Origin of the sequence: Pseudomonas thivervalensis, assembly GCF_001269655.1 — a bacterium.
Taxonomy (GTDB): Bacteria; Pseudomonadota; Gammaproteobacteria; order Pseudomonadales; family Pseudomonadaceae; genus Aquipseudomonas; species Aquipseudomonas thivervalensis.
On record NZ_LHVE01000020.1, the window covers coordinates 716073 to 736797 of the forward strand.

Annotated in this window: 17 protein-coding genes; 13 read left to right on the forward strand and 4 right to left on the reverse strand. The window is 61.3% G+C overall.

Features of this window, described 5'->3' with window-relative positions; genetic code table 11:
- Positions 1-52: 52 nt before the first annotated feature.
- Positions 53-2821, forward strand: coding sequence for a DNA polymerase I (gene polA, locus AD659_RS28160; RefSeq protein ID WP_053126894.1), 2769 nt, complete (start codon positions 53-55; stop codon positions 2819-2821).
- 566 nt (positions 2822-3387) lie between these two features.
- On the opposite strand, the gene yihA is transcribed toward polA, so the two are convergent.
- Positions 3388-4029, reverse strand: a complete 642-nt coding sequence (gene yihA, locus AD659_RS28165; RefSeq protein WP_053126896.1) for a ribosome biogenesis GTP-binding protein YihA/YsxC — start codon at positions 4027-4029, stop codon at positions 3388-3390.
- A 191-nt stretch (positions 4030-4220) separates the two neighbouring features.
- Between yihA and AD659_RS28170 the strand changes: the two genes are divergently transcribed.
- The 7 genes from AD659_RS28170 (at position 4221) to AD659_RS28200 (ending at position 11515) form a co-directional block, all read left to right on the forward strand.
- Positions 4221-4511 (forward strand): c-type cytochrome, encoded by a 291-nt coding sequence (locus tag AD659_RS28170; protein WP_003196231.1) that lies wholly within the window; start codon positions 4221-4223, stop codon positions 4509-4511.
- Between the two features lie 46 nt (positions 4512-4557).
- Complete coding sequence (locus AD659_RS28175) at positions 4558-5169, forward strand: c-type cytochrome (protein ID WP_053126898.1); 612 nt, start codon at positions 4558-4560, stop codon at positions 5167-5169.
- A 187-nt stretch (positions 5170-5356) separates the two neighbouring features.
- Positions 5357-5998 carry a thiol:disulfide interchange protein DsbA/DsbL gene (locus AD659_RS28180; RefSeq protein WP_053126900.1) on the forward strand — a complete coding sequence of 214 codons (642 nt, stop codon included), beginning with the start codon at positions 5357-5359 and terminating at the stop codon, positions 5996-5998.
- 15 nt (positions 5999-6013) lie between these two features.
- Positions 6014-6892: an endonuclease/exonuclease/phosphatase family protein gene (locus tag AD659_RS28185; RefSeq protein WP_053126901.1), complete on the forward strand. Its 879-nt coding sequence runs from the start codon at positions 6014-6016 to the stop codon at positions 6890-6892.
- The gene (locus AD659_RS28190) at positions 6889-8943 is read left to right on the forward strand and encodes a GGDEF domain-containing protein (RefSeq protein WP_053126903.1); all 2055 of its coding nucleotides are present in this window, start codon (positions 6889-6891) and stop codon (positions 8941-8943) included. The genes AD659_RS28185 and AD659_RS28190 overlap by 4 nt, the downstream gene beginning before the upstream one ends.
- A 103-nt stretch (positions 8944-9046) precedes the next feature.
- Positions 9047-9826, forward strand: coding sequence for an N-acetylmuramoyl-L-alanine amidase (locus AD659_RS28195; RefSeq protein WP_053126905.1), 780 nt, complete (start codon positions 9047-9049; stop codon positions 9824-9826).
- 75 nt (positions 9827-9901) lie between these two features.
- A complete protein-coding gene (locus AD659_RS28200) occupies positions 9902-11515 on the forward strand; it encodes an EAL domain-containing protein (RefSeq protein ID WP_053127140.1) in 1614 nt (537 codons plus the stop codon).
- A gap of 6 nt (positions 11516-11521) precedes the next feature.
- On the opposite strand, the gene AD659_RS28205 is transcribed toward AD659_RS28200, so the two are convergent.
- Together AD659_RS28205 and algB are read right to left on the reverse strand one after the other, a co-directional pair.
- Positions 11522-13312, reverse strand: coding sequence for an ATP-binding protein (locus AD659_RS28205; protein ID WP_053126907.1), 1791 nt, complete (start codon positions 13310-13312; stop codon positions 11522-11524).
- A 10-nt stretch (positions 13313-13322) separates the two neighbouring features.
- The gene (gene algB, locus AD659_RS28210; protein WP_053126909.1) at positions 13323-14669 is read right to left on the reverse strand and encodes a sigma-54-dependent response regulator transcription factor AlgB; all 1347 of its coding nucleotides are present in this window, start codon (positions 14667-14669) and stop codon (positions 13323-13325) included.
- A gap of 438 nt (positions 14670-15107) precedes the next feature.
- Here algB and AD659_RS28215 point away from each other — a divergent pair, with 438 nt between their 5' ends.
- From AD659_RS28215 to AD659_RS28230, 5 genes are all read left to right on the forward strand, one after another.
- The gene (locus tag AD659_RS28215; RefSeq protein ID WP_053126911.1) at positions 15108-15395 is read left to right on the forward strand and encodes a hypothetical protein; all 288 of its coding nucleotides are present in this window, start codon (positions 15108-15110) and stop codon (positions 15393-15395) included.
- Between the two features lie 81 nt (positions 15396-15476).
- Positions 15477-15641, forward strand: coding sequence for a DUF1328 domain-containing protein (locus tag AD659_RS29670; protein WP_003177151.1), 165 nt, complete (start codon positions 15477-15479; stop codon positions 15639-15641).
- A gap of 2 nt (positions 15642-15643) precedes the next feature.
- On the forward strand, positions 15644-16108 hold the full coding sequence (locus AD659_RS28220) for an inhibitor of vertebrate lysozyme family protein (RefSeq protein ID WP_053126913.1): 465 nt from the start codon (positions 15644-15646) through the stop codon (positions 16106-16108).
- Between the two features lie 654 nt (positions 16109-16762).
- Positions 16763-18094 carry a glutamate/aspartate:proton symporter GltP gene (gene gltP, locus AD659_RS28225; RefSeq protein WP_053126914.1) on the forward strand — a complete coding sequence of 444 codons (1332 nt, stop codon included), beginning with the start codon at positions 16763-16765 and terminating at the stop codon, positions 18092-18094.
- A gap of 190 nt (positions 18095-18284) precedes the next feature.
- Positions 18285-19514, forward strand: coding sequence for a nucleoside recognition domain-containing protein (locus AD659_RS28230; RefSeq protein ID WP_053126916.1), 1230 nt, complete (start codon positions 18285-18287; stop codon positions 19512-19514).
- A 36-nt stretch (positions 19515-19550) separates the two neighbouring features.
- On the opposite strand, the gene AD659_RS28235 is transcribed toward AD659_RS28230, so the two are convergent.
- Complete coding sequence (locus AD659_RS28235; RefSeq protein ID WP_053126918.1) at positions 19551-20558, reverse strand: DUF5924 family protein; 1008 nt, start codon at positions 20556-20558, stop codon at positions 19551-19553.
- Positions 20559-20725: the final 167 nt, after the last annotated feature.

The following is a 20725-nucleotide window of genomic DNA, read 5'->3' on the forward strand; positions in this document are numbered from 1 at the left end:
CAACGGTCCCGCTATTCTAGCCCCGGACCCGCCGAAAAGGTTGATCCTGCTCATGAGCCAAGCCCCCCTCGTCCTGGTGGACGGTTCTTCTTATCTGTACCGCGCCTTTCACGCGCTGCCACCGCTGACCACGTCCAAAGGCCTGCCGACCGGTGCGGTCAAGGGCGTGCTGAACATGCTCAAGAGCCTGCGCAAGCAGTATCCGGACAGTCCGTTCGCCGTGGTGTTCGACGCCAAGGGTGGGACGTTTCGCGATGCGCTGTACGCCGAATACAAGGCCAACCGCCCGAGCATGCCCGACGACATGCGCGTGCAGATCGAACCGCTGCATGCCAGCGTCAAGGCCCTGGGCTTCCCGCTGCTGTGCGTGGACAACGTCGAAGCCGATGACGTGATCGGCACCCTGGCCCGCAGCAGCGCGGCGGCCGATCGCCCGGTGGTGATCTCCACCGGCGACAAGGACATGGCGCAGTTGGTCGATGGGCACATTACCTTGGTCAATACCATGACCGGTAGCGCCCTGGACGTGGCTGGCGTGAAGGAGAAGTTTGGCGTCGCTCCCGAGCAGATCATCGATTACCTGGCGTTGATGGGCGATTCGTCCGACAACATCCCGGGCGTCCCGGGCATCGGGCCGAAGACCGCTTCCGGCTTGCTGGTGGGCGTCAATGGCGGTCTGACCGAGCTGTACGCGCAACTGGACATCGTCGCCACCTTGCCGATTCGTGGCGCCAAGACCTTGGCCGCCAAACTCGAAGAGCACAAGGAAATGGCATTCCTGTCCTACGAGCTGGCGACCATCAAGACCGACGTACCGTTGGATGTCGGCCTCGACGACCTGCAAATGGGCATGCCCGACCACGAGAAACTCGCCGAGCTGTACACCTTGCTGGAGTTCAAGAGCTGGTTCGAAGAAAACCAGCGGGACGCCAAGCGTGCCGGCCAGGACATCGTCGAAGTTGCCGAAGAACAGCCCGGCGCTGCCGAGGCCAAGTACGAAGTCATCCTCGATCAGGCGCGCTTCGAAGCGTGGCTGGCGAAACTCGACAAAGCGCCGCTGTTTGCCTTTGTCACCGAAACCAACGGCGGCGATGCCCAGCATTCGCAACTCGTCGGCCTGTCGTTCGCCGTGGCCCCTTTCGAGGCGGCCTACATCCCGTTGACCCACTCCTACATGGGCGTGCCGGAGCAACTGGACCGCGACACGGTGCTCAAGGCGCTCAAGCCGCTGCTGGAAAACCCGGACAAGCTCAAGGTCGGCCAGCACGCCAAGTTCGAAACCAACATTCTGGCCAACTGCGCCATCGGTGGCGATCAGAACAACGGCATCCTGGTCCAGGGCATCGCTTTCGACACCATGTTGGAGTCCTACGTGCTGGACTCCACCGCGACCCGTCACGACATGGACAGCCTGGCGCTCAAGTACCTGGGCCAAAGCAAGACCGATTTCCAGGACATCGCGGGCAAAGGGGTCAAGCAACTGACCTTCGACCAGATTTCCCTGGAACTGGCCGGCCCTTATGCCGCCGAAGACGCCGACGTGACCTTCCGCCTGCACCAGGCCTTGCAGGAAAAACTGGCCGCTACGCCAAGCCTGGGTCCGGTGCTCAACGACATCGAAATGCCGCTGATGCCGGTCCTGGCACGTATCGAGCGCCAGGGCGCGCTGGTCGATGCCAATCTGCTTGGGGTACAGAGCGTCGAGTTGGGCGAGAAACTGGTCGCCCTGGAGCGTGAGGCGTTTGCCATCGCCGGTGAGGAGTTCAACCTGGGTTCGCCGAAGCAATTGGGCGTGATCCTGTACGAAAAACTCGGCTTGCCGGTGCTCAGCAAAACCGCCAAGGGCCAGGCCTCCACCGCCGAAGCGGTGCTCGCCGAGTTGGCGGAGCAGGATTATCCGCTGCCGAAGGTGCTGATGCAGTACCGCTCGCTGAGCAAGCTCAAGAGCACCTACACCGATCGCCTGCCGGAACAGATCAACAGCCGCACCGGTCGCGTCCACACCAATTACCAGCAGGCTGTCGCCGCGACCGGGCGCTTGTCGTCCATCGACCCGAACCTGCAGAACATTCCGATTCGCACGGCTGAAGGCCGACGCATCCGCCAGGCGTTCGTCGCGCCCAAAGGCTACAAGCTGCTGGCGGCGGACTATTCGCAGATCGAACTGCGGATCATGGCGCACCTGGCCAAGGACGAAGGGCTGCTCCACGCGTTTCGCAATGACCTGGATGTGCACCGGGCCACGGCGGCCGAGGTATTCGGCGTCGATCTGGAAGCCGTCACCCACGACCAGCGCCGCAGCGCCAAGGCGATCAACTTCGGCTTGATCTACGGCATGAGTGCGTTCGGCCTGGCCAAGCAGATCGGCGTCGATCGCAAGCAATCCCAGGCTTATATCGACCGCTACTTTGCCCGCTACCCGGGAGTGCTGGCCTACATGGAGCGCACCCGCGCCCAGGCCGCCGAGCAAGGGTTCGTCGAAACCATTTTCGGTCGCCGACTGTACCTGCCGGACATCAACGCGAAAAACCCGGCCCTGCGCAAAGGCGCCGAGCGCACCGCCATCAACGCGCCGATGCAAGGCACGGCGGCTGACATCATCAAGAAAGCCATGGTTGCCGTGGACCGCTGGCTGACCGCGTCAGGGCTGGATGCAAAAGTCATCCTGCAGGTCCACGACGAACTGGTGCTGGAAGTGCGTGAAGACCTGGTCGACCAAGTGCGCGAAGAGATCCGCCAGCACATGAGCGCCGCCGCCACACTGGACGTGCCGCTGCTGGTGGAAGTGGGCGTGGGCAATAACTGGGACGAGGCGCACTGATCTTTTCATCCTGAGGCCTCCGAGCTTTTGTGGCGAGGGAGCTTGCTCCCGCTCGGCTGCGCAGCAGCCGTAAACCGGGCGATGCGGTTTGCCTGAAAAAATGCAGGGGGCCTGCTGTGCAGGCCAGCGGGAGCAAGCTCCCTCGCCACAGGGGATTGGTGGCGGCTGATCTATCCGCAGAGGGATGGAGATTGCCATCGCGAGCAAGCTCGCTCCCACACGGGCTTTGCGTCGAGCCGGATATCGAGTTCAACGCCAACCCACTGTGGGAGCGAGCTTGCTCGCGATAGCGTCAGCCCAGACACCCATGCCGTATGCAGTCGCCGCAAACCAAGGCGCGGCTTCGTTAGCTCGGAAAATTCCTAAGGTTATTTCCAAAAATAATCTGAACTAAACCCGTGAATCGCCACTCAGAGATTCTGAATGGCTGGTGAAGCCCTTCAATGCTCCTATGTTGTGTTAAGTGTTGGCAGATATCTGGACCCCGCCCTAGCGGTCCGGAACTTGGACCCCGAACTTCCCCCTCCCCATAAGAAGTCCGGGGTTTTTTTTGCCTGCGATTTGGCTTACTCGGCCTCTTCGCTGCCCTTGTCCGCCAATTCCATCCAGTCGGCCAGCACCGTATAGGCCTCTTCCAGGCCCATGCGCTTGGGCGCCGAAAATAGCTGGATGGTGATCGTGTCGCCCCAGCCCTTGCGAATCTCCGACTGCACTTTGAGCAAGGTGTTTTTTGCCGCGCCGTAGGTGAGCTTGTCGGCCTTGGTCAGCAGGATGTGCATCGGCATGCCGCTGGCGACCGCCCAATCGAGCATCAACAGGTCGAAGTCGGTCATCGGATGGCGAATGTCCATCATCAGGATCAGGCCTTTCAGACTCTCGCGGCTGCCCAGGTAGGCTTCCAAGTGACGCTGCCAGTGTTGCTTGAGCGGGATCGGTACCTTGGCGTAGCCGTAGCCGGGCAGGTCGACCAAACGCCGTTCATCGTCTAGCTTGAAGAAGTTCAAGAGCTGCGTGCGCCCCGGCGTTTTCGAGGTGCGTGCCAGGCTCGCATGGGTCAGGGTGTTCAGCGCGCTGGATTTACCGGCGTTGGAGCGCCCGGCAAAAGCCACTTCGAAGCCTTCGTCGTCTGGGCATTGATCGACTTTGGCGGCGCTGAGCATGAAGGTGGACTGTTGGCACAGGCCAAGGATGGGGTTCTTCAGTTGCATGGGATTTCCGATGTGGGCGGCGTCGGGAATGGACGCGGCAAGCTGTGTCGTTTCCGTTTCAGTGACGCCAGTATATAATGCCGCAGATTTTGTGTGCGCTTTGTCCCAGCGTAGGATGAAGCTCACGGGAGCGACCGACCGAAATTGCGCATTAGAACGCAGCTCGTTCCCAACCCTGAAAAGGTCGTTTTATGACGAAATGGCTGCTAGCTGCCGGTGTCTTGATGCCGCTTTACAGCGCTCAGGCTACACAGGATCCGGAAGCTGTGTACAACCGTGTTTGTGGTGCCTGTCATTCCGGCCAACTCCCCATGGCGCCCCGCAAGGGCGATCAGGAAGCTTGGACGCCGAGGTTGGCGAAAGGTATGGAGACGCTGGTGCAACACGTGACCCAGGGTTTCAAGGCGATGCCGCCGCGTGGTTTGTGCATGGACTGCAGTGCCGAGGATTACCGCGCCATCATCCAGTGGATGAGCGAGTGAACCCGGTCCATAACTCTTTAACCCTTAGCCGTAGTTGGATTAGCTGATGAACAAACTGATCGTGAGTCTGCTGTTGACCTTGGGGATATCCGGCGTAGCCCACGCCGCTGGCAACGCCGCTGCCGGTCAGGCGAAAGCGGCCGTATGCGGGGCCTGCCACGGCCCGGATGGCAATAGCATGGCGCCCAACTTTCCGAAACTGGCGGGCCAGGGCGAGCGCTACTTGACCAAGCAGTTGAAGGACATCAAGGACGGCAAGCGTGTCGTGCTGGAAATGACCGGCCTGCTGACCAACCTGAGCGATCAGGACCTGGAAGACATCGCGGCCTATTTCGCCAGCCAGAAGGGCAGCGTCGGCGCCGCCGATCCAAAACTCGTGGCTCGCGGTGAAGCGCTGTTCCGCGGCGGCAACCTGGAAAAAGGCCTGCCAGCCTGCACCGGCTGCCACTCCCCTGACGGCAAGGGCAACGCCGCTGCCGGTTTCCCGCACTTGGGCGGCCAGCATGCCCAGTACATCACCAAGCAACTGACCGATTTCCGCAAGGAAGAAGGCGGTCGTGCCAACGACGGTGACGCGATGACCATGCGCACCATTGCCCGCAAGCTGAGCGACGAAGATATCGCGGCCGTCTCCAGCTACATCCAGGGCCTGCACTAAGGCCGTTGCGAGGGGATACACCTCTTGCAACGTTAACGCTCGATTAATCTGTCGATGCGAGCATCAAAAGGGTGGCTTTGGCCGCCCTTTTTTGTGGCCGCTGCCGTTACACTAGAGAACTTGAACCCGCGACGCTCTGTCTTAGAAACAGGCCTCGCGAGGCCCCCTCATTGTCCAGGAGTAAAGCATGCGTAATCTGATCATCAGCGCCGCGCTCGTCGCCGCCAGCCTGTTCGGCATGACTGCCCAAGCGGCTGAAAAGCCCGCTGCCCCCTATGTCGAATTGACCAACCCCGTTCCGGTGGCAGCGCCAGGCAAGATCGAAGTCGTGGAACTGTTCTGGTACGGCTGCCCGCATTGCTACGCTTTCGAACCGGTCATCAACCCATGGGTCGAGAAGTTGCCGTCGGACGTCAACTTCGTCCGCATCCCCGCGATGTTCGGTGGCCCATGGGACGCCCACGGCCAGATGTTCCTGACCCTCGAAGCCATGGGCGTCGAGCACAAGGTTCACGCGGCGGTATTCAATGCGATCCAGAAGGAAGGCAAGAAGCTGGTCAAGAAAGACGACATGGCGGATTTCCTCGCGACCCAAGGCGTCGATAAAGACAAGTTCATCGCCACCTTCGACTCCTTTGCCATCCAGGGCCAGATCAAGAAGGCCCGCGAACTGGCGAAGAAATACGAAATCACCGGCGTACCGACCATGATCGTCAACGGCAAATACCGCTTTGACATCGGCTCTGCCGGCGGTGCCGAACAAGCACTGCAACTGGCCGACCAACTGATCGCCAAAGAGCGAGCGGCCACCAAGGCTGCCGCCAACTAAGCGCGGTCCACGCCCATGGCCCGCTGGAGTACCGAACGCATCGTTGGCCTGCATGAACCACGGGTCAACGAGCATCATGTCACGTCCACGGGCCTGCCTGGCGACAGCCGCTTGCGGCTGCTCAGCTTCAATATCCAGGTGGGCATCAGCACCGAACGCTACCGGCATTACCTGACCCGCGGCTGGCAACATTTGCTGCCGCACACCGGGCGTGCCGGCAACCTGCAGAAAATCGGCGACCTGCTCAAGGACTTCGACCTGGTGGCCCTGCAAGAGGCCGACGGCGGAAGCTTGCGGTCAGGCTACGTCAATCAGGTGGAATACCTGGCCCAATTGGGCGCCTTCCCCTACTGGTACCAGCAGCTCAATCGCAACCTCGGCCGCCTCGGCCAGCACAGTAATGGTGTGCTGAGTCGCCTACGCCCGTGGGCGATCGAAGATCATCCGTTGCCGGGCCCCAAGGGGCGCGGGGCGATCCTGGCGCGTTTCGGTGAAGGTCCGGAGGCGCTGATCGTGGTCATGATGCACCTGGCGCTCGGGGCGCGTACCCGGACGATGCAACTGGCGTACATTCGCGAGCTGATCGGCGGCTACAAGCATCAGGTACTGATGGGTGACATGAACACCCACGCCACCGACTTGCTGCAGACCTCGCCCCTGCGCGACCTCGGTCTGCTCGCGCCACAAGTGGAAGCGACGTTCCCCAGTTGGCGCCCCCAGCGCTGCCTGGACCATATCCTGTTGAGCCCGACCCTGACCCTCGAACGCGTCGAGGTGTTGGCCCAACCCATTTCCGATCACCTGCCGGTCGCGGTAGAAATTCGTTTGCCGGGTTCGCTCACGGCCGATGCATTTCCCGCGCTGAATACTGCCCCTCGCGGATCCGATGAATGAGCGACGACGCCGAACGCTGGAGAGAGAAGTACCTCAAGAGTATCGAACAACAGGAAAAACTCGAGCGCCGCTGGGATGCTCGGCTCGACCTGCTGCGTCGTGGCCTGGTGCGCAGCACCCTGGCCGCCGAGGGCACTGACCGGGCCGTCGACCAATGCATGAAAGAGATGCGCGAGGTGGTGCGCACCGATGACATGGACGCCGGCCTCGCCGCCCTGCTACCGCGCCTGGAGAAAGCCGTACTCGATTCCGAGCAACGCCGCGAAACCCGGGTCGAGCAGACGAGCGCCGCGTTGACGGCCCTGGTTACCCAGTTGCAGAGGCTGCCGCTGCCGAAGGAAGTCAGCCGGTCGTTGAAGAAGTTTGCCAAGCAACTGGAGGATCGGGCCAGCCAGGCCCGGGAGATTCCGTTGCTGCTCAGCGAATTGAGCGGCTTGCAAGGCAAGGCCCTGAGCGTCCTGGACGCCCCTGTCGAACCGAATCGACCCGGCCTGCTGCAACGGTTGTTTGGTGGTCATGGCCATGAGGACGCGACACTGCAGCCCCACGAGCCTGCCCAGGCCGGCGTGGCGCCTTCGTCAGAAACGACCCTGCCGATAGCCGTTGAGCCGGTAACTGATACAGCGTCTATCGCGCCAGCACCAGTACCGCAGCCATCGGTTGCGGAGCAAGCGCCCTCGTTGGAGATGAAATCTGAACCGGTCGATCTGGCTGCGCCGCAGATCGAGGCCGCTCCAGCGCCCGCTCCAACAGCCGAAGTGGTCCAGCCGATCAGCGAACCGGACGAAGTCCCTGAGGCGGCGCCATTGCAGTCGCCGGTCGCTGACGAACCCCCGGTAGTGACACCCACCCCGGAGAATCCCGACGAACTGATGCCCGAGGAGGCGCCACAGGCCTTCCTCGACCACCCTTCGCCGCCTCCAGCAGAAGCCGAGCCCGACGCGCCCCTGACGGCCGCCGATGCCGCTGACGCCCAATATGCCCTGCCCGACTCGCCGGAGCCGTCCTACAGCTCCGTCGCCAAGCACATCGAAGACACCTTGTTGGGCCTGTTGGGTGACCTGACCTTGCCCGAGCGCCATCGGCCACAAGCCGAAGCCATGCGTGAGCGGCTGCGAAATGGCTTGAACTGGTACGAACTGCTGCCGATCCTCGATGATCTTGCGGTGCTGATGCTGGCCATTACCGACACCGGCCAGCATGAATTCGAAGCATACCTGCAACGCCTCAACGATCGGCTGGAGTCATTCCAGAGCAGCCTGCAAGCCGCCAGCGAAGACCACGCCGACAACCTGTCAGCCTCCCGGGAAATGGACACCCAGATTCGCGAACAGGTGGACGGCCTGCAAAGCAGCGTTCAACAGGCCGACGACTTGGAAGGCCTCAAGCAGGTGCTGGAGAATCACCTCGAAGGCTTGCTCGGCACGATGGACCAGCACCGCCAGCAACGTGATCAACGCGAGCAGGAAGTCTCGACGCGCTTGAAAAGCCTGGCCGATCGCGTCGCGCTGATGGAGCAGGACGCCCAGGTAGTACGGGAGAATCTCGAAGAGCAGCGGCAAAAAGCGCTGATCGATCCGCTCACCGGGCTGCCCAACCGCGCCGCCTGGTCCGAGCGCCTGGAGCATGAAGTCGTCCAGTGGCAGCAGCACGGCAACAGCTTGCTGCTGGCGATGCTCGATCTCGACCATTTCAAGCGCATCAATGACAACTACGGCCACTTGGCCGGTGACCGGGTGTTGAAACTGATCGCCTCGGTCCTGCGCAAGCGCCTGCGTGGCAGCGATTTCATTGCGCGTTTTGGTGGCGAAGAGTTTGTCCTGCTGGTGCCGGATACGCCCCTGGCGGCCGGTGCGAAACTGGCCGAGGCGTTGCGCCTGGCCATCGAAGCCTGCCCATTCCATTTCAAGGGCGAGCCGGTGACCGTGACGGTGTCGGTGGGCATGACGGCCTTCAAACCGGGCGAACACAGCGATTCGGTGCTTAAAAGAGCCGATCAGGCGCTCTACCGGGCGAAAAATGCCGGACGCAACCGTGTGGAGCTGGGCTGAGGGCTAATTGTTCCAATTTGTTTATTATCGTCCCGCGCACCGGATCATCGCGGGGCGATACGTTACACTGTTGCATTACTTCCAGCGCGTAATGCCTTCCGCCATGAAATTCTTTTCGCTCATCGCTGCTTTATTTATCCTGGCCGGCTGCACCAGCGGCCCCCGGCTCGACACAAGCCACCCTTCCGTCAATCATGACAACCGCATCCAATTCGTGGTGGTGCATTACACCTCGGCTTCCCTGGAGCGGTCCCTGGCCCTGCTGACCCATGGCGAGGTGAGTGCCCATTACCTGATCGGCGACGATAAAGACGCGACCATCTATAAACTGGTGGATGAGAGCCGACGCGCCTGGCACGCCGGTGAGAGTGAGTGGGAAGGCCGGACCTGGCTCAATTCCAGCTCCATCGGCATTGAAATCGTCAATCCGGGTTTCGTCGACACGCCCACCGGGCGCCTCTGGTATCCCTACAGCGAAGCCCAGGTCCAGGCCTTGACCGTCTTGCTCAAGGACATCGTCCAGCGCAACGGGCTCAATCCGCGCAGTATCATCGGCCACAGCGACATCGCGCCCCTGCGCAAGCTCGACCCCGGGCCGCTGTTCCCTTGGAAGCGCCTGGCGCAGGCGGGCTTGGGGGTATGGCCGGACGAGCAGGCAGTCGCGCGCCAGCAGGCTCTCTTCGCAGCGCAGGTGCCGCCTGCCAGCTGGTTCCAGGCCGAACTGGCCCGCCTGGGCTACCCGACGCCCCAGAGCGGCGAATGGGACGTGGCCACTCACCATGTGCTGGCCGCCTTCCAAATGCACTACCGGCCGACCCGCTTCGATGGCACGCCGGATGCGCAAAGCGCAGCGATCCTGCAGGTGCTCAACCAGACAAAATAATGACGCCCGTCCGACTTATCGGGCCAAATCCAAATCAGAAGCTATAACTCATTGGTAACTTTCGGATTACCCATGATGACGGCTGCCCGTGAAACCCTGCAGAGCTGGCTCCATCGCCCCCTGTTCCTGGCGATGGTGGCGGCTGCCCTGAGTACCGTCCTGCTGCTGGCGGGCAGTCTGTTCGTGGTCGTGCAGCAGATCCAGCAGCGTGAAAGCGACCAGATGAATGCCCAGGGCGAGCGCTTCCTGCACCGCCTGGAACAGCTCTTCGGGCAATTGCGTGAAAGTCTCGACGACCTGCAAAACCAGCCGTTGCGCGGGTGCAACGATGACATGATCGCGACGTTGCGAGAGGTCAGCTTCAATTACCGTTTCGTTTATGAAGCGGTGTACATCGATGGCAGTGGCGTCTGTACCAATCGTCCGCGTGCGAGCGGATTGTCGGTGACCCGCCCGCCCGACCTCCGAGGCCCGACCTACAGCTATTGGCTCAATACCACCACCGAACCCGATGAAGACCGCGCCGCTTTGATGCTGGGGCGTGGCAATTTCCGCGTCGCCACCTCCCGTGGGCACTTGGCCGACGTGGTCGACCTGCCACCGGGCAGCAGCCTGTTGGTAGTCCTGGATCACGGCGAGCGAGCCATTCCCGTGTTGGGCACCCAACAACGCTGGCCGCCCGCGGAGCCTTGGCCACCGAAAAGCAAAAATGCCTTGCAGGTGACGCAAACCCGTTTGATCTATCGGATGCCCACCGACAGCCCGGAATATCAACTGGTGCTGATTGCCCAGCGCAAAGGTTTCGACGTCCCGGCCAATGCCTGGTGGATGCTGCCCGTCAGCCTGGTGCTGGGCCTGGGGATTGGTTTCCAGGTATTTCTGCTGGCACGCCATCGCCAGTCCATCGATGCCGAACTGCACGGGGCCATCCGGCGCGGCGAATTGCAGGTGCTGTACCAGCCGATTTTCGACCTGAACAGCCGCAACTGCGTCGGTGCCGAGGCCTTGCTGCGTTGGCGACGACCGGACGGTACCCTGACCAGCCCGGATTTGTTTATCCCGATGGCGGAAAACACGGGGCAGATCCGCCAGATCACCGATTTCGTGCTGCAACGACTGTTCGACCAATTGGGCCAACTGCTGCGGGCCAATCCGCAGCTGTATATCTCGGTCAATCTGGCGGCCTGCGACGTGATGGTGCCGCGCATTGGCGAAGTCATCGCGCGCCTGTTGGCCCTGCATCGGGTCTCGGCGAACCAGATTGCTTTCGAAGTGACCGAGCGCGGGCTGATCGATGTGTTGGTCGCCCGGGATAACCTGCAATCGCTGCGTGACGTTGGGCATCAGGTGCTGATCGACGATTTCGGCACCGGTTATTGCAGCCTGGCCTACCTGCAAACCCTGCCGGTGGACTGCCTGAAAATCGACAAGGCCTTCATTGATGCCTTGGGGCACGACGCCGCCAGCAGCGGTGTGGCCCCGCACATCATCCGTATGGCCCACGCGCTGGAGCTCAAGGTGATTGCCGAAGGCATCGAGCATGAAGCCCAGGCCTCCTACTTGAGCAGCGAAGGGGTGAGGTTCGGCCAGGGCTGGCTGTTCGCCCATGCCCTCAGTGCGGTGCAGCTCATTGAGTTGATTACTCGGGGACGGCGCCTGCGCGGGCGCCGTCTCGATGACGAGGCCTGAATCCGCTCAGACCGTCAGCGCCATATAGAACTGCGTGCCCTGCCCCGGCCTTGAATAAACGCCCATGCGTCCACCATGGAGCTGGACGATCTCCTTGCACAGGGCCAGGCCGAGGCCGGCGCCGCCCTTCTTGCGTCCGACCTGGACGAACGGTTCGAAGATCCGGCCCTGCTGGCCATAGGCAATGCCTTCACCGTTGTCTTCGACACTGATGATCACCCGCTCACCATGGCGCCGGGCCTGCAAGCGGATCTGGCCGTCTTCACCGGTGTGGCGCAGGGCGTTGTCGATCAGGTTATCGAGCACTCGCTCCAGTTGCGCAGCGTCGGCATGCAATCGCGGCAGCGGGCCCTGGATCGCCACCAGCAGCTCGACACCCTTGGCTTGGGCCTGTTCGGCGAAGCGCAACCGGGCCTCTTCCAACAGATCGTCGATGGAGCAAGGCGCCAGGGTCAGTTTCTGCAGGCCGTTCTGGTAGCGGGAAAAGTTCAGCAAGTCATTGATGAGCTGCATCAGCCGCTGCATTTCTTCAGTGACGGTGTTGAGCAGGTCCGCTTCGCGCGATTCCTGGGAAAAATGCAGGCGCTCCTGCAACAGGCCAAACGCCATGTGCATGCCCGTCACGGGCGTGCGCAGCTCGTGGGACGCCCGCAGGACGAACTCGCTGCGCACCCGTTCGAAGGCGCGCTGTTCAGTGACGTCATGCAGCACCATGACCGCGCCGAGGATGTGACCCTGGGTATGACAGACCGGCGTGAGGCTGTAGGTCAGCACCCGCGACTCGCCATCGACCTCGATACTCAAGTCTTCCGGCGCGCGCTCCAGGCTTCCGCCCCGCAGCACCAGCTGCAACTCCTCATCGAGTTCAAGGCGTTCCAGCGCTTCGCCCAGCCCTTGGCCCAAGCGCGCCTCATCCCAGCCCAGTTGGCGCTGGGCCACCGGGTTGAGGTGCTCCAGTCGCCCTTGGCGGTCGATCATCAGCAAGCCGTCGTCGATGCTGTCGAGCACGGCTTGCAAACGTTGCTGGCCGGCGAGCAGTTCATCGACATTGGTGGCCTGGTGTTCGCGCAGTGCCTGGGCCATGACCCCGAAACGACGGGTCAGCAGATTCAACTCGGCGGCGGAAGAAATGGGCAGCGTGACCTCGAAATTGCCCTGGCCGATGTCATCCGCCGCCGCGGCCAGGGCTTCGATCGGCGCGCCAAAGCGCCGGGCAATACCATGGGCCGTGATGAAGCCGATGATCAGCACCGCGAACCCCACCAGCCCCAGCAGTCCGGAAATCCACATCGCACGTTCACGGGCGCGGTCCTGGGTTTCACTGATGTTGGTCAAGGCTTCGCGATAACCCTCGATCAGTCCGTTACGCAGCACGTTGAATTTTTCCGTCAGTTCCTTGATTCCGGTGAGCTGGCTCGGCTGCTGGCGCGATGCGGTGAAGGCTTCGAGAAACTCGACATAGTCGGCCTTGGCCCGGCTGAAGCTGACCGCCGAATCATCCAATTGCCGTTCGTGGGCGATCCCTTCGTCGATCAACGCCAGGTATTGCTGCTTGGATGCCTCCAGCGCAGTCAAGTCGGGCTTGTCGTCGAGCATGATCATCAACTGATCGCCAAGGGTCTGGCGCAGCTTGAGGCCCAGGTCCAGCAAGATGAAGTTGTCGCGTACCGATTGTTCCTGGGTATTGGCCATCTGCATCACGCTGACCAGGCCCAGCACCAGCCCCAGCAACGCCACGGTGATCAGGGCTGAGATACTGAGAAACAGTCGTGTGCGCAGCTTCATCGCCAGTTTCATAAGGTGTCGCTCACAGGTTGTACTGCTTGCGTTTGCGATACAGCGTGGAGGCATCGATGCCCAGGGTCTTGGCCGCCTGGTCGAGGGTGTCGGCCGTGGCCAGCACCGCGCCGATGTGGGCTTTTTCCAATTCGTCGAGGCTCAACGCGGCACCGATGCGCGGTGCATTGTTGACCGGCTGCTCGGCCATGCCCAGGTGACTGATTTCGACTTTTTCCTGTGGGCAAATGATGCTGGCGCGTTCGACCACGTTGCGCAGTTCGCGGATGTTGCCGGGCCAGCGGTAGCCTAGCAGCGCTTCGCGAGCTTCGTCGCTGAAGCCCCGGGCCGGGCGCGCGTACTCCTTGACGAAGCGGGCCAGGAAGCGGTCGGCCAGGGTCAGGATGTCTTCGGCGCGCTCACGCAGCGGCGGCAGGTGCAGGGTGATGACGTTCAGGCGATACAGCAGGTCTTCGCGAAAACGCCCGTCGCGCACCATGTCTTCGAGGTTGAGGTTGGTGGCAGCGAGAATCCGCACATCGGCCCGGCGCGTGACCGGGTCCCCTACCCGCTCATATTCCTTGTCTTGGATGAAGCGTAACAACTTGGGTTGCAACGTCAGGGGAAAATCGCCGATCTCGTCGAGAAACAGCGTGCCGCCGTCAGCCTGGTTGACGCGCCCCAAGGTACTTTCGCTGGCGCCGGTGAAGGCCCCACGGCTGTGGCCGAACAATTCGCTTTCCATCAATTCGGCGGTCAGCGACGGGCAATTGATGGTGACGCAGGATTTCTTCGCGCGCTTGCTCCAGCCATGAATCGCCCGGGCCAGCTCGCCTTTACCGGTGCCGGATTCGCCGAGGATCAGGATGTTGGCATCGGTGCTGGCGACCTGGCGTGCGGTTTCCAGGACGACTTTCATTGCCGGGCTGTGGGAGTCGAGGCCGTCCTTGGGTTTGCGCACCTCCCCTTCCAAGGCTTCGAGCCTTGCTGACAATTGGCGCACTTCCAGTTGCTTGGCGGTGGCGAGGCGCAGTTGATCCGGGCTGCAAGGCTTGACCAGGTAGTCGGCGGCGCCGGCCTGGATGGCATCGACTGCAGTGTCGACGGCCGAGTGAGCGGTGACGATCACCACCCGCATCCAGGGCGCTTGGATACGCATTTGTGCCAGGACGTCCAGGCCGTTGTCTTCCCCCAGGCGCAGGTCGAGAAAACACAGGTCGAACACCTGGCGTTGCAGCAATGTGTCGGCCTGGGCGGCGCTGTTGGCGGTGGCGACGGTATAGCCTTCATCTTCCAGGCAGTAACGGAACGTACGCAGGATGGCAGACTCATCGTCTACCAGCAGAATGCGGCCTTGGTGCTCAGTGGCGGATTCCATTTTTCCTACGCTCCTTTAATGAATGATGTTGGTTAGTGTCAGAAAAATCGGGCAAGTTGCATGGTCAATTCTGAGGGGATATTACCCACCGAGAATGCCTCTGTGGACGTCTGACTCCTAAAAGACTGATTTGAGTTCCTTTTTTTATGATTCCTGCGGGTCGGACGGTTCGTATCGCTGATTCCGACGGCTGCGTCTGACAGGCAATTCCAAAACAACCTAACGTCTTTTTCCTTCCATTCGTGCAATACGCACGACGTTCGCATGGGGCATCGTGCAGGATGCTTTCCCATCGTTCTCTGGTATTTTTATAACTTATTGATTTTAAAGATATTTTACCGATAAAAATTCCTGGCACGCCGGCTGCAATACTCTGGTCAACGTGGCGTAAGAGCGCCTCAACCAGATCACCACACCCGGGTGGGGAGGAATTCCAGGATGAATCGTCAACGTGCCGCCCTATTCAGAATCTCTTCTCTGCACCTCCAGCAGGGCTTATGGGCTGCCCTGGCATTGCTGGTCACGCTCGTGATTGGCCAGCAATGGCTGCTCTGGCATGAGCGTCAACAACCAGAGGCGCCGCAAGTGTCGATCCAGCGTGCCCCACAAACCCATTTCAGCGCCGTCAGCAGCCTCAAGGATGCTGCCGCTTCCATGCGCATGATGGATGTCGATCAGGTTCAGCCGGTGACCGACATGCCGCGTGAAGAGCGCTGGGTGTTTTAACCCCGATGTACCGGTCGTCCACCGCGCCGGAACCATCACCGCCAGACCCTCACTAAATAGAAAAGCGTAAGGAGAATCACCATGTTGAGCTGGGCAATTACCTTCCTGATCATTGCCATCATCGCCGCCGTACTGGGCTTCGGTGGTATCGCAGGCACCGCCACGGGCATCGCCAAGATTCTCTTTGTCGTGTTTCTGGTGATGTTCATCGCTTCCTTCTTCTTTGGCCGTCGTGGCCGAGGCTGACCATGAGCGTTTCATTAAAAGGACTGGCCGCCGCCCTGTTACTGGGCGGCAGTGCCATGGCAATGGCTGCCAATGACGGACAGATGCGCGTCAACCAGTTGCTGCAGGCAGACCCGCAGTACCGCGAGACTTGGCAGCACGTCGTGAAAAAAGAAGAACGCCTGCCCGAATGGGTAATGAACCTGACAGGCGATTCGGAACAGATGAATGCTGTCGAGGAAGACGGCGACAAGTACCTGGTGGGCCCACTGTGTGAAACCCAGGCGACGTGCCGCAGCGCACGCCTGTTCGTCGCCTTCCGTTTCGATAAGGACGAGGCCTATGCCATGTTGGTGGAAGTCCCTGCGGGGCTACCGGCCGACAAGTCCCCGACCCGTCATGCCAACTACCGGTTTCTCGGCAAGCCCGATGAAGGTATGCAGAAACTGTTAATGGAACAACTCAAGAAAGATCCGAACTGGTACTGATTCTGAAAATGGGAAAAGCAGCCCTGCTTTTCTCTGCTGCACAGCCCGAGGAGGGCCGGTGCATGACCAGGGGGCCGGGACGTTCTGACGGATGAGCGTCGGAGTGACCTACGGGCACAAGGGGTGCCTGCGAAAGGGCCGGGTCAGGTAAAAGCTGCGACGCAGGTTCGCGAAGCCCTCACGGCTTGGCGAACTTGCGGAGAGCTTGGTTCGGCCCGTGATGCGGCATTTTGTCTCCTCCCGCCAATTTATTGCCCTTTCCCTGACCGTATATCGGAGAATGCCGAGAGAATTTATCTCGTCGGTCATGCCTCGATTCGTCGCCGTTTCATCGGTTTCTCACCCTTGGCTGAAATAGCCCAGCTACGCTGAAATGGCCGCTTCACGGCACTTATGCCTGCACAAATGTCGCATTCGAACCGCTTGTAGCGCGGGTTTCGTTTGGAAAATCTCATGCCGATTCGGCATGGGGTAGGCGTTTACGGCATTAGACGGGCCTCCCTGGCATCGCAATAGTTGCGCCTTTTTTCGCCTGCCAGTAAGCCGCTCGCGCGCTCGGGGTGACCTTATACGGGGGCAGCGGCGTGAATGTTTTTCGTCATCGACGAGCCATTCGCGCCACTGCCCGAGTCCAACTGAAGTAAGGGTAACGATATGAAGAAGGCACGACTAAGCCTCGCCTGGCAGATCCTCATCGGTCTGGTGCTGGGGATTGCATTGGGCGCGCTGCTCAACCATTTCAGTGCCGAGAAGGCCTGGTGGATCAGCAACGTGTTGCAACCGGCGGGCGACATCTTTATCCGTCTGATCAAGATGATCGTGATCCCGATCGTGATTTCCTCGCTGATCGTCGGGATCGCCGGGGTGGGTGATGCCAAGAAGCTCGGGCGTATTGGTCTCAAGACCATTCTTTACTTCGAAATCGTCACCACCATCGCCATCGTCGTCGGCCTGCTGCTGGCCAACTTCTTCCAACCGGGCAGTGGCATCGACATGAGCACCCTGGGCACGGTGGATATTTCCAAGTACCAGGCCACGGCGGCGGAAGTCCAGCATGAACACGCGTTCATCCAGACCCTCCTCAACCTGATCCCGTCGAACATCTTTGCCGCTGTCGCCCGTGGCGAGATGCTGCCGATCATTTTCTTCTCCGTCTTGTTTGGCCTGGGTCTGTCCAGCCTGCAATCGGACCTGCGTGACCCGCTGGTGAAAATGTTCCAGGGCGTGTCGGAAAGCATGTTCAAGGTCACCCACATGATCATGCAATACGCCCCGATCGGCGTGTTTGCCCTGATCGCGGTGACGGTCGCCAACTTCGGCTTCGCGTCCCTGCTGCCGTTGGCGAAACTGGTGATCCTGGTTTACGTCGCCATCGCCTTCTTCGCCTTCGTGGTGCTGGGCCTGATTGCTCGCCTGTTCGGCTTCTCGGTGCTCAAGCTGATGCGCATCTTCAAGGATGAGCTGGTATTGGCCTACTCCACCGCTAGCTCCGAAACCGTGCTGCCACGGGTGATCGAGAAGATGGAAGCCTACGGTGCGCCGAAAGCCATCTGCAGCTTCGTGGTGCCGACCGGTTATTCGTTCAACCTCGACGGTTCGACCTTGTACCAGAGCATCGCGGCGATTTTCATCGCCCAGCTATACGGCATCGACCTGTCCATCAGCCAGCAATTGTTGCTGGTGCTGACCTTGATGGTCACCTCCAAAGGCATCGCCGGCGTGCCGGGCGTGTCGTTCGTGGTGCTGCTGGCCACCTTGGGCAGCGTGGGCATTCCGTTGGAAGGCCTGGCCTTCATCGCCGGTGTCGACCGCATCATGGACATGGCCCGTACCGCGCTGAACGTCATCGGTAACGCCCTGGCCGTGTTGGTCATCGCCCGTTGGGAAGGCATGTACGACGATGCCAAGGGTCAGCGCTACTGGAACTCCCTGCCGCACTGGCGCAGCAAGGAGCCGCTGCCGGCGGGGGAAACTTCCAGCAATTGATGCCTGCCTTGAGGCCGCCATCGCGAGCAGGCTCGCTCCCACACTGACGAGTGTTCCCTGTGGGAGCGAGCCTGCTCGCGATGGCGGCGGCACATTCAACATCAAGCCAAGCAAACCCCGGAGCAATCCGGGGTTTGTCGTTTCTGCCAGCCCCGCTATCATTCGCGGCATCTTCCGGGGGATTTAACCGATGCTCAATGGCCTGTGGCTTGGCTTCTTTATCGTGGCAGCCGTGTCGGCGCTGGCGCAGTGGTTGATCGGCGGCAACGCCGGGATCTTCGCGGCCATGGTGGAAAGCATTTTCGCCATGGCCAAGCTGTCGGTGGAGGTGATGGTCCTGCTGTTCGGCACCTTGACCCTGTGGCTGGGCTTCCTGCGCATCGCTGAAAAAGCCGGCATCGTCGACTGGCTGGCCAAGGCCCTCGGCCCGCTGTTCTTGCGCTTGATGCCGGAAGTGCCCGCCGGCCACCCGGCGATCGGCCTGATCACCCTCAACTTCGCCGCCAACGGCCTGGGGCTGGACAACGCGGCCACCCCCATCGGCCTCAAGGCCATGCGCGCCCTGCAAGACCTCAACCCCAGCCCGACCATCGCCAGCAATGCGCAGATCCTGTTCCTGGTGCTCAACGCCTCGTCGCTGACGCTGCTACCGGTGACCATCTTCATGTACCGCGCCCAGCAAGGCGCGCCGGACCCGACCCTGGTGTTCCTGCCGATCCTGCTCGCCACCAGCGCCTCGACCCTGATGGGGCTGCTGTCCGTGGCGTTCATGCAGCGCCTGCGCCTGTGGGACCCGGTGGTGCTCGCTTACCTGATTCCGGGCGCGTTGGTGTTGGGCGGTTTCATGGCACTGCTGGCGACGCTCTCGGCCACGGCGCTGGCCGGGCTGTCATCGATCCTCGGCAACCTGACGCTGTTTGGCCTGATCATCCTGTTCCTGGTGGTGGGCGCACTGCGCAAGGTCAAGGTGTATGAAGCCTTTGTCGAAGGCGCCAAAGAAGGGTTCGACGTTGCCAAGAGCTTGCTGCCCTACTTGGTGGCCATGCTCTGCGCCGTCGGTGTGTTGCGGGCGTCGGGGGCGCTGGATTTCGGCCTGGACGGCATTCGCCACCTGGTGCAGTGGGCCGGCCTGGACACGCGTTTCGTCGATGCCTTGCCGACTGCCATGGTCAAGCCGTTCTCCGGCAGCGCCGCCCGGGCGATGTTGATCGAGACCATGAAAACCTCCGGCGTGGACAGCTTCCCGGCCCTGGTGGCGGCGACCATCCAGGGCAGCACCGAGACCACGTTCTACGTACTGGCGGTCTATTTCGGCGCCGTGGGCATCCAGCGGGCGCGGCATGCCGTGGGCTGTGCGCTGCTGGCGGAGTTGGCCGGGGTCGTGGCAGCGATTGGCGTTTGCTACTGGTTCTTTGGCTGACCGGTGGGTTTGCTCGCGATAGGGTCCGAAGGACCTTCAGTCCGTCACCTCGAAACGCAGCACGCCGATCATCTGGCCGTTTTCCGTGAGCACCCGCACCTGCCATTTGCCGGTCGGGTTGTCCGGGAAGTTCTGCTTGTGGGTCCAGGCGCGATAGCCTTCCTTGCGCCCGCCGTGGATGTCCAGGGCGATGCGGTCGACTTCTTTGCCGTTGAACTGCCAGACGTGATAAATCCGCTCGTCGAGCCCACGCGGTGCGTTGATGGCCGTGTAGGCGTACAGGCCATTGCCGCGAATCTGCGCCGCGCTGACCTGCTTGAGACTGGCGCCCGGCGTGCGGTCCTCCACTTGAGTGCTGATCGCCACTTCGGTCATCCACAGCGTGGCCGGCGGCACCCAGGAGCGCAGCACCCAGCCGGCGGCGCCAATTCCCACGGTGATGCAGAGGATCGCCAGGGCGTTGCGCACGGTGCGGATCGGGAAGATCGAGGCCAGGCTGGGGAACGACAGCAGCATGGCAATGCCCAGGGCCAGCTTGAAGCTCTGGTCGGTGGTCAGGTGCAAGATGACCGGCAACGCGGTGAGCAGGGCGGCGAACAGCGTCAGCGTGTGCAACGCCAGGAACGCCCAGCGCCGGGGCGCCAGCCATTTGTAATACAGCGGGTCGGTGATCGAGATCAGCGCCGCGATCGTCAGCAGGCCAGTGAAAAGCAGCTGGCTGCTGTTCCAGGTGGTGGTGATGAAGAAAAACGGCAGGACGAAAAACAGGCTTTCCTGGTGAATCATCTGCGTGGCGTAGCGCAACAGCGGCTGGGGAATTTCTCGCTTGAAAATCCGCGTGAACAGCCGGGTCATGCTGTTCTCCACCATCAGCCAGAGCCAGCTCACCAGCATCATGATGGCGATCCAGGTCGCCAGGCCCTGCTGGCGGTCCACCAGCATGAAACTGCCGACCCCGGAGATGAACCCCCCGAGCGCAATGACCCCTGGGTAGCGCTTCATCAATTCAAGGATGCGCTGGATATAGACCGTCAGGTTTTGCATTCAGTGGTTTCACAGTAAGTCGTAGGAAATATCCCTGACAGAGTATCGCCAGGACAGCGATGTGACGAGTGCTCTTGTGGCTTGGCACCGCCCTGTAGGAGCTGCCGAAGACTGCGATCTTTTGATCTTGATCTTTCACTTGAGATTCAAGCGTCAGGGGAAAGATC